This window comes from Streptococcus sp. 3167 (assembly GCF_013277175.1).
GTDB lineage: Bacteria > Bacillota > Bacilli > Lactobacillales > Streptococcaceae > Streptococcus > Streptococcus pseudopneumoniae.
Window position 1 is genome coordinate 15,966 of the sequence record NZ_VMML01000016.1, and the last position, 16,602, is coordinate 32,567.

Sequence of the window (16,602 nt, forward strand, 5' to 3'; positions counted from 1 at the left end):
TCTTATGTAAAGCTTTCTTTACATAGATGTCAATTAAGATTCTAAATCACCTGAACTCTTGTCAAGTTTAATAGATGTAGTTTCTTCTTTACCGTTGCGATAGTAAGTGATCTTAATGGTGTCTCCGATAGAATGATTGTAAAGAGCACTTTGTAAGTCTGTTGATGAAGCAATCTCTTTGTCATCTACTTTTGTAATTACATCGTATTTTTCAAGGTGACCATTGGCAGGCATATTACTTTGTATCGAACGAACAACTACACCAGATGTAACATTACTTGGAATATTGAGTCTTCTGATGTCGCTTGTACTCACATTAGATAAATTAACCATCTGGATTCCCAAAGCTGGACGCGTCACTTTTCCGTTTTTTTCTAACTGTTCAATAATATTGATAGCATCATTTGCAGGGATTGCAAAACCAAGACCTTCTACAGATGTTCCTCCATTTGTGGCAATTTTACTTGAGGTAATTCCGATAACCTGTCCTTGGATATTGATCAGTGGGCCACCAGAGTTACCTGGATTAATAGCAGTATCAGTTTGGATGGCTTTTGTAGAAATGGCTTGTCCATCTTCAGATTTTAAAGATACATTTCGATTAAGACTAGATACGATACCTTGAGTGACAGTATTTGCATATTCAGAACCTAACGGACTACCAATGGCAATAGCAGTTTCTCCTACGGTTAACTTGCTAGAATCACCAAACTCAGCTACTGTTGTCACTTTTTCTGAAGAGATTTTGACGACAGCAATATCAGAGAAAGTATCCGCTCCGACAATTTCTCCAGGTACTTTAGTCCCATCTGATAATCGAATATCTACTTTGCTAGCGCCATTTATAACGTGATTGTTGGTGACGATGTAAGCTTCTTTATCATTCTTTTTATAAATAACGCCAGATCCCTCACTAGAGATTTGCTGAGAATCTGTATCAGTCTCATCATTGCCAAATACGCTATTTTGTCTATTTGCTGAATAAGTAATAACGGATACAACGGCATCTTTTACTTTATTAACAGCCTGTGTTGTTGAATTTTCGTTCTTATAGGCAGTTTGTGTAATAGTACTATTGTTGTTAGAGTTGTTTACACTACTTTTTTGAGTTAGTTGAGTTATTGAAAAACTACCCAAGGCTCCACTAAAAAAGCTAATGACGATAACGACTAATAATTGAAACCATTTTTTGTAAAATGTTTTTAGATGTTTCATATTTGCCTCCATATGTTTGAATTACTGAAAGTATAAACTGACTAGCTTAATTATAACTTAAACACAAAAGTTTTACACAAACTGTGGATAACTCTTTTGAAGCTGTGATTTTCTTAATTGAAATCTATTTTTTATTTTGTGAATAAGATGTGAAAAAATAGAGAATATGTTAGAATAGAGTCATGAAAATTAAAGTTGTAACAGTTGGGAAACTGAAAGAAAAGTATTTAAAAGATGGTATCGCAGAGTATTCAAAACGAATTTCTAGATTTGCTAAGTTTGAAATGATTGAGTTATCAGATGAAAAAACACCAGATAAGGCCAGTGAATCAGAAAATCAAAAGATTTTAGAAATAGAAGGTCAGAGAATTTTATCAAAAGTTGCTGACCGTGATTTTGTTATTGCATTAGCTATTGAAGGGAAAATGTTCTCTTCAGAAGAATTTAGTAAGCAGTTAGAAGAAGCTTCTATAAAAGGATTTTCTACTCTTACCTTTATTATTGGGGGAAGTTTAGGATTGTCATCAGCTGTAAAAAATAGAGCCAATCTTTCTGTCAGTTTTGGTCGCCTAACCTTGCCCCATCAGTTAATGAGACTAGTTCTTGTTGAACAAATCTATCGCGCTTTTACGATTCAGCAGGGATCACCCTATCATAAATAAATTGACTTTTAATTGAATTTTTGGTAGAATAATTGTGTTAGGTCTCATAGCTCAGCTGGATAGAGCATTCGCCTTCTAAGCGAACGGTCGCAGGTTCGAATCCTGCTGGGATCAATATAATAGCAAAGCTGGGAATTTTCCCGGCTTTTTTCTTAAAAAAGTACACTTTGGGAGAAAAAAATGACAGTTGAGAGAATTTTATCTAAAACGAAATTCCATTTTGTATAATGGTTTTTGTAAGTTAGCTTACAAGAAAAAACATTTTAGGAGATTTTATTATGAAAAACACAGTTAAATTGGAACAGTTTGTAGCCTTGAAGGAAAAAGACTTGCAAAAGATTAAAGGTGGGGAAATGAGACTTCCAAAAATCCTCCGTGATTTTATTTTCCCAAGAAAAAAGTAATAAAATAAGGGGAAAGAGTAATGAATTTATTTGGATTTGGGACAGTTATTGGTCATTTTTTAATTATTAGTCACAGTTACCGTTTAATTTGTAAAGGTCAAATAAAATCAAAGGAACTATATTTTTTTGGTCTCTATACATTACTAGTAGAAGCAGTACTTGAACTTTCCTTTTATCTTCTATATTTAGATGAAATAGTGATTGAAAGATTTTTATTTCCTTTGGGCCTATATTCCTATTTTCGATGGATTAAACAGTATGAGAGGGATAGAGGACTATTCCTAAGTTTACTACTATCTCTTTTATATGAGAGCACTCATAACTTTCTGTCCGTAACTTTCTCTTCTATAACAGGAGACAATTTTGTTTCACAATATCATGCCCCATTCTTTTTCGTTGTAACGGTGTTGACCTATTTTGTTGTCTTAAAAATCATTCATTATTTCCATTTGGAACTAGCCTATTTTGACAAAGACTACCTCTATCCTTTCTTGAAAAAAGTATTTTTTGCCTTACTACTGCTCCATATTGTATCTTTCGTTTCAGATATGGTAAGTACGGTTAAACATTTGAATAGTTTTGGAAGTATTTTGTCATCTATTGTTTTTATCTCGTTACTTTTGACCTTCTTTGCAATGAATTCGCATAAAGAACAAATGGAAAAAGAGATTGCTTTGAAGCAGAAGAAATTTGAACAGAAACATTTACAAAACTATACAGACGAAATTGTCGGACTGTATAATGAAATCCGTGGTTTTCGACATGACTATGCTGGAATGCTTGTCAGCATGCAGATGGCAATTGACAGTGGTGATTTACAAGAAATTGACAGAGTTTACAATGAAGTTTTGGTCAAAGCTAATCACAAACTGCGTTCAGATAAGTACACTTACTTTGATTTGAACAACATAGAAGATTCAGCTTTACGAAGTTTGGTTGCTCAGTCCATTGTCTATGCTCGAAATAATGGTGTAGAGTTTACACTGGAAGTAAAAGATACGATTACCAAGCTCCCAATTGAACTATTGGATTTGGTTCGTATTATGAGTGTTTTATTGAACAATGCTGTCGAAGGATCGGCTGATAGTTATAAAAAGCAGATGGAAGTAGCAGTTATTAAGATGGAAACTGAAACAGTGATTGTGATTCAGAATTCATGTAAAATGACGATGACTCCTTCAGGAAATCTATTTGCCTTAGGATTCTCCACTAAGGGAAGAAATCGCGGAGTCGGATTAAATAATGTGAAGGAACTACTAGATAAGTACAACAATATTATTTTAGAAACAGAGATGGAAGGCAGTACATTTAGACAAATCATTAGATGTAAGAGGGAATTTGAATGAAAGTTTTAATTTTAGAAGATGTTATTGAACATCAAGTGAGACTAGAGAGAATATTGGATGAAATTTCGAAAGAATCGAATATTCCAATATCATACAAGACAACGGGAAAAGTCCGTGAATTTGAAGAATACATTGAAAACGATGAAGTAAATCAGCTTTATTTCCTAGATATTGATATTCATGGAATTGAGAAAAAGGGATTTGAAGTGGCTCAGCTCATTCGTCATTACAATCCTTACGCTATTATCGTCTTTATCACCAGTCGATCAGAGTTTGCGACTCTAACCTATAAATACCAGGTATCAGCCCTAGATTTTGTTGATAAGGATATCAACGATGAGATGTTTAAGAAGAGAATTGAGCAAAATATCTTTTACACGAAGAGTATGTTACTTGAAAATGAAGATGTGGTGGATTATTTTGACTACAATTACAAGGGAAATGATTTAAAAATCCCTTACCATGATATTTTGTATATTGAAACGACAGGAGTCTCTCATAAATTACGTATTATTGGTAAGAATTTTGCCAAAGAGTTTTACGGTACTATGACAGATATTCAGGAAAAGGACAAACATACTCAGCGATTTTATTCTCCTCATAAGTCATTTTTGGTAAATATAGGCAATATTAGAGAGATTGATCGAAAAAATCTAGAAATTGTTTTCTATGAAGATCATCGTTGTCCTATTTCAAGATTAAAAATTAGAAAATTAAAAGATATTTTAGAGAAAAAATCTCAGAAGTGATTGACAATTAGCAAGAAATTGATATAATGGTTATATCTGCTACAGATAGAAGGTCCGTTGGTCAAGGGGTTAAGACACCGCCTTTTCACGGCGGTAACACGGGTTCGAATCCCGTACGGACTATTTTATCCGCCATAGCTCAGTTGGTAGTAGCGCATGACTGTTAATCATGATGTCGTAGGTTCGAGTCCTACTGGCGGAGTATAGATAAAAGGGAACACAGCTGTGTTCCTCTTTTTGTATCAATTTGTATCACCAAGCATTTTCATAAGGAAGTTTGTTATTTCTTGAGAACTTTCTTTTTTTCCATGTGCAATCCAAGTTTGGCAGACACCAAAAAGTGCATGAGTTAGATAGATGCTACTATATTCTAATTCAGTGGTATTTAGATTCAGTTGCATAAATCGCTTTTGTAAATCTGTACTGAGCATGATATGAAGTTTATTTCGTAAGAAATTTTGGATTTCTTTAGTCCCATTTTCAGAAAGAAGGGCAGCCAGAAGTGGTTCTGACTCTAGATATTCAAAAACTTCTAAAATAGCGTCTCTTTTGTGATGAGCATGTTTTTGAAAAATATATTCAAATGTATGAAATAGCTTGCTTTGATAGTGCTCAATCATATCATACTTATCCTTATAGTGCGTATAGAAGCTGGAACGGCTAATTCTGGATTTTTCTGCTAACTTGACAGTAGAAATTTGATCAAATGGCTGTTCCATTAGTAATTGTACCATAGCATTTTCAATAGTTCGCTTTGTTTTTAAGCGTTTGTTACTTTCTTGCATATTTCCTCCTTGTAAACAAATTAGACTATATGTCTAAAAATGGATTTTTTATATTGTAATTTAGATTTTTTATTGTATAATCTATTATATCAAAATTTTAGACAATATGTTTAAAAAAGGAGAAACTATGTTTAAAGAATGGAAAGCAATTTTTAAAAAACCAACCTTTATTATTGTCATGATAGGGATTTCTCTTATTCCAGCTCTGTACAATATCATATTTTTGTCATCAATGTGGGATCCATATGGGCAATTGTCTGACTTACCTGTGGCAGTTGTCAATAATGATAAAGAGGCTTCCTATAATGGTAATAGCATGTCTATAGGAAAAGACATGGTGTCCAATTTAAAAGAAAATAAAACCTTGGATTTTCATTTTGTAGATGAAGAAGGTAAGAAGGGTTTAGAAAATGGCGATTACTATATGGTAGTGACTTTACCAAGTGATTTATCTGAAAAAGCAGCTTCTATTTTAATGGATTATCCAGAGCAAATGCAAATCGATTATCAGACTTCAAGTGGTCATAGTTTTATTGCCAGCAAGATGAGCGATTCTGCTATGACACAATTAAAGCAGAGTGTTTCTACCAATGTAACCGAGACCTATACTAAAGCTTTATTCAACAAAATGGTCTATTTAAAGGATGGTATGAGCCAAGCAGATTCTGGAAGTGAAAAACTAACTGATGTAGCGAATCAGTTAGTGGCAGGAAGTCAAACATTAACTACTAACCTACACTCTTTAGCAGCTTCAAGTTTAACATTTTCAAATGGAACGGAGCAGTTTACTAAAGGATTATCCTCTTATGTCTCTGGTGTTGAACAACTTCATCTTGGCTTAGGGAATTTTAATAGTGGTTTAGTTACATATACTGGTGCAGTGAGTCAATTAGATAGCGGATTAGGTCAATTATCTTCTAAAAGTCCTGAATTAGTAGGAGGAATCAATCAGTTATATTCTGGTGTAGAATCCTATACTGGCGGTGTTTCTCAGCTTAATGCTGGTCTTAATCAATTTTCATCTGGTGTTAGTGCCTACACCAATGGAGTGGGAAGTCTTGCAACAGGTGCTAATCAGTTATCTAATCAATCAGCTACACTTCGAATAGGGGTGGAGCAATTAAGTGAAGGGATTCAACAACTTTCTAGCAAGTTAGATGCTTCGTCTGGGAAAAAAGATCAAATTAATCAATTATCTTCTGGTCTGAATCAGTTAAATCAAGCCATTCAAAATATTGATGTTGGAGATACAAAACAATTAGATTCTGTTTTATCAAGTATAGTATCTCTTTCTAATCAAATGTTAGCAAGTGCTCAGTCTGCTAAAGCGACTACATTAGCCAATATTCAATCGACAGCAGCTTATCAATCTTTGACAAGTGAGCAACAAGCTGAAATAAGTGCTTCTGTATCTCAAAATTCGACTGATAGTATTCAATCAGCACAGTCAATTGTAGCTGTAGTTAAAGGTTTACAGGGAAGTTTAGAAAACTTACAAAATCAATCTTCTAATCTTGCGACTTTAAAAAATCAAGCTAATCAAGTATTACCTATTGCTTCTACTTCTTTGACAAGATTGTCAAGTGGATTAACAGAGATACAAGGAGCTGTTACTAGCAAATTAGTTCCTGATAGTCAGTCGATTGCATCAGGTGTAAACGCATATACTACAGGTGTTGATAAAGTTTCTCAGGGAGCAAGTAAACTAAGTGAAAAAAATGCCACCTTGACAGGTAGTTTGGATCAACTAGTTTCAGGCTCAAACACCTTGACACAAAAATCTTCTAGCTTGACAGCAGGAGTTAGTCAATTAGTTGAAAAAACTCCAGAATTAGTATCTGGTATTGAAAAATTATCAACTGGCTCTAACCAATTGAATCAAAAGAGTCAAGAATTGATAGCAGGAGTTGATAAATTGCAGTCAGGATCTAGCCGACTAGCTGACAAATCCAGTCAGTTACTTTCAGGTGCTTCTCAATTAGAAAGTGGAGCTAATAAATTGGCAGATGGAGCTGGGAAATTAGCAGAAGGTGGAACAAAGTTAACTTCTGGATTGGAAGGTTTACAGACAGGAGTTGCTTCTTTAGGACAAGGACTAAGTAATGCTAGTGATCAACTCAAATCAGCATCTACGGAATCTCAAAATGCAGATATTTTGTCAAATCCACTCAATCTTTCCAAAACAGACAATGACCAAGTTCCTGTAAATGGAATTGCAATGGCTCCTTATATGATATCAGTTGCTCTCTTTGTTGCAGCAATATCAACGAATATGATCTTTGCGAAGCTGCCTTCAGGACGTCATCCAGAGAGCCGTTGGGCTTGGTTGAAATCTCGGGCTGAAATAAATGGTATTATAGCTGTTTTGGCAGGAATTTTGGTATATGGAGGAGTTCATCTTATTGGTCTAACGGCTAATCATGAGATGAGAACATTTATTCTCATTATCCTAACAAGTTTAGTATTCATGTCCATGGTGACCGCATTAACAACATGGAATAGCCGTATAGGAGCTTTCTTCTCACTTATTTTGCTTTTATTACAGTTAGCATCAAGTGCCGGTACTTATCCACTTGCCTTGACAAATGATTTCTTTAGAACTATTAGTCCTTGGTTACCAATGAGTTATTCAGTTTCGGGATTACGACAAACAATCTCTATGACAGGAAATATTCATCAGCAAGTCATTTTCCTAGATGCCATACTAGCTCTATTTACTGGTTTAGGTATGCTAGCCTATCAACCTAAGAAAATGGAAGAAGATTAAAAAAATCGACCGATTAATTGGTCGATTTTTTATGCCTTAGATGACTTTCGTCTGTGATTATAGGTTCCAAATAGTAAGAGAGAAGTAAAGGAACAAATTGCTCCAGTAATAAAACCATTGGGAATGAAGGAGAGTGTAATAGTTCCTTTCCCCTTGGGAACCTCAACTTTCATAAATCCAGTTTGAGCTTGTTTAATTTCTATTTTCTTACCATCTTGGTAGGCAGACCAACCTTTGTCATAAGGAATGGTGAAGAAAATGGACGTATCTTGTTTAACATCATATGTAGCAAAGACCTTGTTTTTAGAAGTTGATACTGTGACAGGTTGTTCTTTAATTTTTTGAATTGCCTCGGTGAATGTTTTGGTATCTAAACGGTAGAAGGTAGGAGATTCAAATGATACTTGTGAATTTCCAGGGAAACTAACATTGATATTGAAAGTTTTTTTCTCTTTTGTATAGCCTAGATTAAAGAAGGAGAAGATATTATCAGTTGTAAAAGTTTTCTTTTCTCCATTTACAAGGATGTCAACCTTTTTTTGTTTATCATTAGAAAAGTGAAGGTTTGTGAAAGAAAGATAAACTTGGCTGTTTTCTGGCACTTCAATTTGATACTGGATTGCTGCATCCTCATTTGAAGAACTTGTGACAATAATCAAATCATTAGTATTTTCTGTTTTGTCATAAGGGATTGTAGAAAAATAATCAAAATCGACGTTAGCAAGTTGATTTAAAAACGAGGCTTGATTATCTAAAGTATGTTCATTGAACTTGACATCATTGTAAACAGATTGACTAGCAAAGGCAATCGGAAGAGAGAATTGATTTTCATATAGGGTAAGATTATCTTTTTGATAGATATCTTTAAAACCATACTTATCACTAGGACTGTCTGAGATATTGTACTGGATACCAAATAAACTATCAGCCAAAATACTATTATTTGCATAGCGTAGATTGAGATTAGTCCCAGAGGATTTAAACCCAAGTTTATCCAAAGTAGAGCTTGCTGAACGATTTCGAACAGATGAAAATTGAGATATTCCATTGTAGTTGAATTTCATACTGTCATTTCCTGTTTGAGTCTCTAGTTTTTCAGTACGAGTAAATTGATTTCCAATATATGTTGAGAAAGATTTCATAGCTGGGATATCTCGATTATATGCACTTCGAGAAGCAAATCCCCATTCTTTAGCAATTCCGTCTATTTGAGATGAAGCATTTAAACTTATTTCAACCATTATAAATAAAGAGATTAGAATGGCAAATAGATTTACAGAGATAAACTTTTTGATAACTGCAAGGAGTAAAAGAGAATAGACAACTAAAAATTCAAGAGTCAGTAGAATATTCAAATCTGTTAAAAAAGAATAATGTGATTTTAGATAGATGGTAGCTAAAAATCCTGTTACTATAAGAAAAAGCGAAACTAAAAAATTCCAGATTTTAATTTCTTTCAGACGATTTAAGACTTCCGCTGCTGTGTAAATTAACAAGGTAGAGAAAATCCAAGAATAGCGATGTAAAAACATATTTGGAGTATGCATACCTTGCCAAAATAAGTCAAGAGCTTCTATGTAAAAGCTTGCAATTAGAAATGCAAAGAATATTACATATATGAGTTTCACGTGAAACTTAATAGATTTCAGCGTAAAAAATAAAATGGTCAAAATAAAGGGAAGTAGTCCAACAAAAATCATTGGGATGGCCCCATACTTTGTTGTGTCAAAGGAACCAATGAATTGCTTAGCAAAGAGATCAAGATACCAGCTACTTTCAGTTTGAAACTTTGTAACTTCAGTCAATTTTTCCCCATGTGTCTGTAAATCAAACAGAGTGGGAAGAGTCATAATCAAACTAGCCATACCAGCTAAAAAGGAGATAACTATGAAATCAAGAACAGATGATTTTCGAGTCTTAAAGTCCCACGAAATTTGACAGAGATACCAGAAAATAAGAAACAATACTGTCATATATCCAAAATAATAATTTTGAATAAATAAGATTGACAGACTTGTAAAGTACAATAGGAGTTTCTTTTCAGTTATCAGTAGATGTAAACCAGTTATAATTAAAGGAATCAAGATAAAAACATCTAGCCAGGTTTTTATCTCTAATTGACTGACAGTGAAACTCATCAGAGTATAGGAAGTAGATAAGGCTAGTTTTAAAGTCTGAGGGATAGATTGAAACAATTTATTCAAACTAAAAAAGGTTGACAGACCAATCAATCCAAATTTTAAGAGAGTGGTCAGATAGACAGCATCTGGCATATTCGTTAGATCAAAAAAGTAAACCAGAGGTGAAAGAAAACTACCCAAGTAATAACTAGATAGAGCATAGAAGTTTAGCCCTAGACCACTTGTAAAGGTGTAAAACAGACTACTATTTCCATGTAGGATATTTCTTAGAGCTATATCAAAAATAACGTATTGATGAAAGCCATCTCCTAATAGAGGAGATTTGTCGCTATTCCAGTAGATACCTTGAGATAGATATACTCCTATCATAATTACTACAGGAATGATGAAAGAAACAAAATAGATCCAATATGTTTTAAAAAATAATTTCATGTTACCTCATAAAATGTTAGAAAACTCAGCTGGTTAACCCAACTGAGTTTTGAATTTTTTTAGTCTTTCCAAAGTTCTTTAACTTTTGCTTGTACTTCTGCATTTTCTAGGAATTCATCATAGGTTTCATCGATACGGTCAATGACGCCATTTTTAGACAAGACAATGATATGGTTAGCTAGAGTTTGAATAAACTCGTGGTCATGGCTGGCAAAGATGATTGATTCTTTAAAGTTTTTCAATCCATCATTCAAGCTTGAGATAGATTCCAAGTCCAAGTGATTTGTTGGATCATCAAGTACAAGGACATTTGATTTTAAAAGCATGAGTTTTGAAAGCATGACACGAACTTTTTCTCCCCCTGACAAGACATTTACAGGTTTGTTAACCTCATCTCCAGAGAAGAGCATACGGCCGAGGAAGCCACGTAGGAAAGTATTGTCATCTTCTTCTTTACTTGCGAATTGACGCAACCAGTCAAGGATTGACTCTCCTCCTGCAAAATCTGCCGAGTTATCTTTTGGCAAGTAAGAACGGCTAGTAGTTACTCCCCACTTGACAGTTCCTTCATAGTCAATGTCCCCCATGATTGCACGAATTAATGCAGTCGTTTGGATGTCATTTTGACCAATAAGCGCTGTCTTATCACCTGGACGCAAGATAAAACTGATATTATCTAAAATAGTCTCACCATCAATCTTTACAGTTAGATTTTCTACTGTCAGGAGATCATTACCTATTTCACGCTCCGCTTTAAAGTTAATAAATGGATATTTACGACTAGATGGTACAATCTCTTCTAGTTCAATCTTATCAAGCATTTTCTTACGTGATGTTGCTTGTCTTGATTTAGAAGCATTAGCAGAGAAACGAGCAACGAATTCTTGCAATTGTTTAATTTTTTCTTCTGCTTTAGCATTACGGTCTGCTAGCAATTTAGCAGCGAGTTCAGAAGATTCCTTCCAGAAGTCGTAGTTTCCGACATAGAGTTTGATTTTTCCAAAGTCAAGGTCGGCCATGTGAGTACATACTTTGTTTAAGAAGTGACGGTCGTGGGATACTACGATAACTGTGTTATCAAAGTCAATCAAGAAGTCTTCTAACCATGTAATTGATTGGATGTCTAAACCGTTGGTAGGCTCGTCCAAGAGAAGAACATCTGGTTTACCAAAAAGTGCTTTGGCAAGGAGAACCTTTACTTTCTCACCGTTGGCCAATTCGCTCATGTTTTGGTAGTGTAATTCTTCTGGAATGTTTAGGTTTTGAAGGAGTTGAGAGGCTTCGCTTTCTGCTTCCCAGCCTCCAAGCTCAGCAAACTCTCCTTCGAGTTCGGCAGCACGAACCCCGTCCTCGTCTGAGAAATCTTCCTTCATGTAGATAGCATCTTTCTCTTTCATGATGCTATAAAGTTTTTCATTTCCCATGATAACAACATCAATGGCACGTTCATCTTCATAGTCAAAGTGATTTTGACGAAGAACAGAGAGACGTTCATCTGGACCAAGAGAGATGTGACCAGTAGTAGGTTCGATATCTCCGGCTAAAATTTTTAAAAAGGTTGATTTTCCGGCACCATTAGCACCGATTAATCCGTAAGTATTTCCTTCTGTAAATTTGATATTGACATCATCAAAAAGTTTGCGATCACTAAAACGTAGTGAAACATCAGATACTGTAAGCAATGTTTTTCTCCTATATGTGTAATATATTTATTCTACTAGAAAATACGGAAATATTCAAATTTTTATCTGTCAATTTTGTGTAAATTAATTTTACAGCATACTTTACACAAATCCGTGAATAGTAAGGTTGATTTATTTTGATAAATTGCGGTTATTTCATTAAAAAAATGCTATAATTGAAGGGACTATATCGAAGGAGAACAAAATGACTAAACCCATTATTTTAACAGGAGACCGTCCAACAGGAAAATTGCATATTGGACATTATGTTGGAAGTCTCAAAAATCGAGTATTATTACAGGAAGAGGATAAGTATGATATGTTTGTGTTCTTGGCTGACCAACAAGCCTTGACAGATCATGCCAAAGATCCTCAAACCATTGTAGAGTCTATCGGAAATGTGGCTTTGGATTATCTTGCAGTTGGATTGGATCCAAGTAAATCAACTATCTTTATTCAAAGCCAGATTCCAGAGCTGGCTGAGTTGTCTATGTATTATATGAATCTGGTTTCATTAGCACGTCTGGAGCGTAATCCAACTGTCAAGACAGAAATTGCTCAGAAAGGATTTGGAGAAAGCATTCCGACAGGATTCTTGGTCTATCCAATAGCTCAAGCAGCTGACATCACAGCTTTCAAGGCTAATTATGTTCCTGTTGGGACAGATCAGAAACCAATGATTGAGCAAACTCGTGAAATTGTTCGTTCTTTTAACAATGCATATAACTGTGATGTCTTGGTAGAACCGGAAGGTATTTACCCAGAAAATGAAAGAGCAGGGCGTTTGCCTGGTTTGGATGGGAATGCTAAAATGTCTAAATCACTCAATAACGGTATTTATTTAGCTGATGATGCGGATACTTTACGTAAAAAAGTAATGAGTATGTATACAGATCCAGATCATATTCGAGTGGAAGATCCAGGTAAGATTGAGGGAAATATGGTTTTCCATTATCTAGATGTTTTTGGTCGTCCAGAAGATGCTCAAGAAATTGCTGACATGAAAGAACATTATCAACGAGGTGGTCTTGGTGATGTGAAGACCAAGCGTTATCTACTTGAAATATTAGAACGTGAACTGGGTTCTATTCGTGAGCGCCGTATTGAATTTACTAAGGATATGGGAGAAGTTTATAATATGCTTCAAAAAGGTAGTGAAAGAGCACGTGAAGTTGCAGGTCAGACCTTATCTGAGGTTAAAGGAGCAATGGGACTTCATTACTTTAACTAGGTTTATTTTACAAGAAACTATCATTTCTATCTCAAAGAAAAGATAGTTTTTTATTTACCCCTGTAACATTTGACAAATTTTTATAGAATGGTATGATAGATACAATATAAAAAGAGTCAAGCTCAAAAAGAAAGAAAAGAGGAAACTTCGAATGTCTAATTGGGACACTAAATTTTTGAAAAAAGGTTTTACCTTTGATGATGTATTGCTTATTCCAGCTGAAAGTCATGTGTTGCCTAACGATGCAGATTTAACAACTAAATTGGCAGATAATTTGACTTTAAATATCCCAATTATTACCGCTGCCATGGACACAGTTACAGAGAGTCAAATGGCCATTGCTATTGCTCGTGCAGGCGGTCTCGGAGTTATCCATAAAAACATGTCAATTGCTCAACAAGCAGACGAGGTTCGTAAGGTAAAACGTTCTGAAAATGGAGTTATTATTGATCCGTTCTTCTTGACGCCTGAACATACAATTGCTGAAGCAGATGAGCTTATGGGTCGTTACCGCATCAGTGGTGTTCCAGTTGTTGAAACACTTGAAAATCGTAAATTGGTTGGTATTTTGACAAACCGAGATCTTCGTTTTATTTCAGATTATAATCAACCAATTTCAAACCATATGACTAGTGAAAATCTTGTTACTGCTCCTGTGGGTACGGATCTTGCAACGGCTGAGAGTATTCTTCAAGAGCATCGTATTGAAAAACTTCCGTTGGTCGATGAAGAAGGCAGTCTTTCTGGTTTGATCACTATCAAAGATATTGAAAAAGTTATTGAGTTTCCAAATGCGGCTAAAGATGAGTTTGGTCGTCTTCTAGTTGCAGGTGCAGTAGGTGTTACTTCAGATACATTTGAACGTGCAGAGGCTCTTTTTGAGGCAGGAGCGGATGCGATTGTTATTGATACTGCACATGGTCATTCTGCAGGTGTCTTGCGTAAAATTGCTGAGATTCGTGCTCATTTTCCAGATCGTACTTTAATTGCTGGAAATATTGCTACTGCTGAAGGTGCACGTGCTCTTTATGAAGCAGGTGTAGACGTTGTCAAGGTTGGGATTGGTCCAGGTTCTATCTGTACTACTCGTGTGATTGCAGGTGTTGGTGTTCCGCAAGTAACAGCTATCTACGATGCTGCAGCTGTTGCGCGTGAATATGGTAAGACTATCATTGCTGACGGTGGAATCAAGTATTCTGGAGATATTGTAAAAGCACTTGCGGCTGGTGGAAATGCTGTTATGCTTGGATCAATGTTTGCTGGAACTGATGAAGCACCAGGTGAAACTGAAATCTTCCAAGGACGTAAGTTCAAGACTTACCGTGGTATGGGATCAATTGCTGCTATGAAGAAAGGTTCAAGCGATCGTTACTTCCAAGGTTCTGTTAATGAAGCAAACAAACTTGTTCCAGAAGGAATTGAAGGTCGTGTTGCTTATAAAGGTGCGGCAGCTGATATTGTCTTCCAAATGATTGGTGGTATTCGCTCTGGTATGGGTTACTGTGGTGCAGCTAACCTTAAAGAACTACACGATAATGCTCAATTTATTGAAATGTCTGGTGCTGGTTTGAAAGAAAGCCACCCTCACGATGTACAAATTACGAATGAGGCACCAAATTATTCTATGTAAAAGAAATGAAAAGAACTCCTGCGAAAACAGGAGTTCTTTTACAATGCTGTTAAGTTTTATTTACAACAACTTTACCATCTTGAATAGTGAAAATACTTAGATTTTCTGGCAGATTTTGAAGATGGTCTAAGCTTGTTGTTGTGATAAAGGTTTGGATTGAATGAGAAATCGTTTCTAATAATTTTAGTTGTCTAGTGTTGTCAAGTTCACTCATCACATCGTCAAGCAATAATATCGGAGATTCTGTAGTAATACTTTCCATTAATTCGATTTCTGCTAATTTTATAGAAAGGACGAGACTACGATGTTGCCCTTGACTTCCGAAACTAGCATCCATCCCATTTATATAAAAAGAAATGTCATCTCGATGAGGACCGACACCAGTATTCTTTTTAAATAAATCTCTGGATCTACTTTTTTCTAAAGCAATTTTGAAAGATTCTGATAAGTCTTCTTTGTCAGTTATCTTTACAGAAGATTGATAGGATAGTGACAGTTCTTCAATCTGATTAGAAAGTTCAAAATGTTTCTTACGACCAAAATGCTCTAGTTTTTTTATGAAATCTAAGCGGTGATTCATTACACGACATCCATAATCAACTAGCTGATCATCTAAGACTGAAAGGAAGGTTTCATCTATTTTTTGAGCTGATTTTAGGTAAGTGTTTCTTTGTTTTAGGATGTGGTTATAATTGGTTAAATCTGATAAATAGATTGGCTTAATTTGCCCAAGCTCCATATCAATGAATTTTCGTCGAACTGAAGGTGCCCCTTTAATTAGTTGTAAATCTTCAGGAGCAAATAAGACAACATTCATGTGTCCTACATAGTCTGAAAGTCGTGCCTGTTTTAAGTGATTAACTTTTGTAACACGTCCTTTTTGTGTTAGTTCAATTTCGAGAGGAATAGATCCCGTTTTTTTCTGAACGAGACCTGAAAGATGAAGTTGTTCCTCATCAAAATGAATGAGATTTTTATCTGTTCGAGTTCGATGGCTACGTGTTAAGGCTAAAAAATAGATAGCCTCTAACATATTTGTTTTACCTTGTGCATTACGTCCTAAAAAGACATTTAATTTAGGATTAAAGTCTATTTTCGTCTCTTTGTAGTTACGAAAAGTTTTGAGAGATAGGTGTTGTAGCCACATGATTATCTACCAGGGAATCGTGGAGCTTGTTTGCTTTTTGGTGATGAAGCAGGTTTCGATTTGTCTTTTTTAACTCCCTTATTCATCTTTTTGACAAGTTTAGCGATCCGTTCTTTTTCAACTTTATCAGCTTGGTATTCATCTTGTTCTTCAGAAGTAGGTTGTGTCAACAAGATGTCAATGTTCATGTCAGGGATGTCAACTTTATCGCCAATACGAAGTTTTTTTCCACGACGACTCTCTAATTCCCTATTAAAGTAAACAGAATGTTCAGAGAGAAATGATTTAATAGCTCCTCCGCTATGTGTAATTCCAAGTTCTTTGAGTAGTGCTTGGAGGGTAATAAATTCTTCAAATAATTTGTATTCCATAATTCACCTCAATCTTTGGTATTATACCATATTTTCCTAA

The 16,602-nt window shown here is 35.1% G+C and carries 13 protein-coding genes and 3 tRNA genes; 10 read left to right on the forward strand and 6 right to left on the reverse strand.

The window, feature by feature from the left end; translation table 11 throughout:
• Positions 1 to 33: 33 nt before the first annotated feature.
• Entirely contained in the window at positions 34 to 1,215 is a 1,182-nt protein-coding gene (locus HT678_RS02485) for a S1C family serine protease (RefSeq protein WP_000681604.1), read from the reverse strand.
• Between the two features lie 182 nt (positions 1,216 to 1,397).
• Here HT678_RS02485 and rlmH point away from each other — a divergent pair, with 182 nt between their 5' ends.
• The 7 genes from rlmH (at position 1,398) to HT678_RS02520 (ending at position 4,578) form a co-directional block, all read left to right on the forward strand.
• Positions 1,398 to 1,877 carry a 23S rRNA (pseudouridine(1915)-N(3))-methyltransferase RlmH gene (gene rlmH, locus HT678_RS02490; RefSeq protein ID WP_000695932.1) on the forward strand — a complete coding sequence of 160 codons (480 nt, stop codon included), beginning with the start codon at positions 1,398 to 1,400 and terminating at the stop codon, positions 1,875 to 1,877.
• A 40-nt stretch (positions 1,878 to 1,917) separates the two neighbouring features.
• Positions 1,918 to 1,991, forward strand: a tRNA-Arg gene (locus HT678_RS02495).
• Between the two features lie 164 nt (positions 1,992 to 2,155).
• Entirely contained in the window at positions 2,156 to 2,281 is a 126-nt protein-coding gene (gene comC / locus HT678_RS02500; protein WP_000799687.1) for a competence-stimulating peptide ComC, read from the forward strand.
• A 20-nt stretch (positions 2,282 to 2,301) separates the two neighbouring features.
• A complete protein-coding gene (comD, locus tag HT678_RS02505; RefSeq protein ID WP_001048117.1) occupies positions 2,302 to 3,627 on the forward strand; it encodes a competence system sensor histidine kinase ComD in 1,326 nt (441 codons plus the stop codon).
• Positions 3,624 to 4,376, forward strand: coding sequence for a competence system response regulator transcription factor ComE (gene comE / locus HT678_RS02510; RefSeq protein WP_000866065.1), 753 nt, complete (start codon positions 3,624 to 3,626; stop codon positions 4,374 to 4,376). Before comD ends, comE begins: the two co-directional genes overlap by 4 nt.
• Positions 4,377 to 4,427: 51 nt before the next feature.
• A tRNA-Glu gene (locus HT678_RS02515) sits at positions 4,428 to 4,499 on the forward strand.
• 5 nt (positions 4,500 to 4,504) lie between these two features.
• Positions 4,505 to 4,578: transfer RNA gene (locus HT678_RS02520), tRNA-Asn, on the forward strand.
• A 40-nt stretch (positions 4,579 to 4,618) separates the two neighbouring features.
• On the opposite strand, the gene HT678_RS02525 is transcribed toward HT678_RS02520, so the two are convergent.
• Positions 4,619 to 5,161, reverse strand: a complete 543-nt coding sequence (locus HT678_RS02525) for a TetR-like C-terminal domain-containing protein (RefSeq protein WP_001158278.1) — start codon at positions 5,159 to 5,161, stop codon at positions 4,619 to 4,621.
• A 127-nt stretch (positions 5,162 to 5,288) separates the two neighbouring features.
• Here HT678_RS02525 and HT678_RS02530 point away from each other — a divergent pair, with 127 nt between their 5' ends.
• Positions 5,289 to 7,928: a YhgE/Pip domain-containing protein gene (locus HT678_RS02530; RefSeq protein ID WP_050207765.1), complete on the forward strand. Its 2,640-nt coding sequence runs from the start codon at positions 5,289 to 5,291 to the stop codon at positions 7,926 to 7,928.
• Positions 7,929 to 7,957: 29 nt separating this feature from the next.
• Here the strand turns inward: HT678_RS02530 and HT678_RS02535 are convergent, their stop codons facing one another.
• Together HT678_RS02535 and HT678_RS02540 are read right to left on the reverse strand one after the other, a co-directional pair.
• The gene (locus HT678_RS02535; RefSeq protein WP_050207767.1) at positions 7,958 to 10,501 is read right to left on the reverse strand and encodes a YfhO family protein; all 2,544 of its coding nucleotides are present in this window, start codon (positions 10,499 to 10,501) and stop codon (positions 7,958 to 7,960) included.
• A gap of 59 nt (positions 10,502 to 10,560) precedes the next feature.
• Positions 10,561 to 12,183 carry an ATP-binding cassette domain-containing protein gene (locus HT678_RS02540; protein ID WP_000958774.1) on the reverse strand — a complete coding sequence of 541 codons (1,623 nt, stop codon included), beginning with the start codon at positions 12,181 to 12,183 and terminating at the stop codon, positions 10,561 to 10,563.
• Positions 12,184 to 12,388: 205 nt separating this feature from the next.
• Between HT678_RS02540 and trpS the strand changes: the two genes are divergently transcribed.
• Together trpS and guaB are read left to right on the forward strand one after the other, a co-directional pair.
• Positions 12,389 to 13,414, forward strand: coding sequence for a tryptophan--tRNA ligase (gene trpS, locus HT678_RS02545; RefSeq protein ID WP_023936262.1), 1,026 nt, complete (start codon positions 12,389 to 12,391; stop codon positions 13,412 to 13,414).
• Positions 13,415 to 13,565: 151 nt separating this feature from the next.
• Positions 13,566 to 15,044, forward strand: coding sequence for an IMP dehydrogenase (guaB, locus tag HT678_RS02550; RefSeq protein ID WP_000073428.1), 1,479 nt, complete (start codon positions 13,566 to 13,568; stop codon positions 15,042 to 15,044).
• A 49-nt stretch (positions 15,045 to 15,093) separates the two neighbouring features.
• On the opposite strand, the gene recF is transcribed toward guaB, so the two are convergent.
• Positions 15,094 to 16,191 (reverse strand): DNA replication/repair protein RecF, encoded by a 1,098-nt coding sequence (gene recF, locus HT678_RS02555; protein WP_000266672.1) that lies wholly within the window; start codon positions 16,189 to 16,191, stop codon positions 15,094 to 15,096.
• A gap of 2 nt (positions 16,192 to 16,193) precedes the next feature.
• Complete coding sequence (gene yaaA, locus HT678_RS02560) at positions 16,194 to 16,562, reverse strand: S4 domain-containing protein YaaA (protein ID WP_000455902.1); 369 nt, start codon at positions 16,560 to 16,562, stop codon at positions 16,194 to 16,196.
• Positions 16,563 to 16,602: the final 40 nt, after the last annotated feature.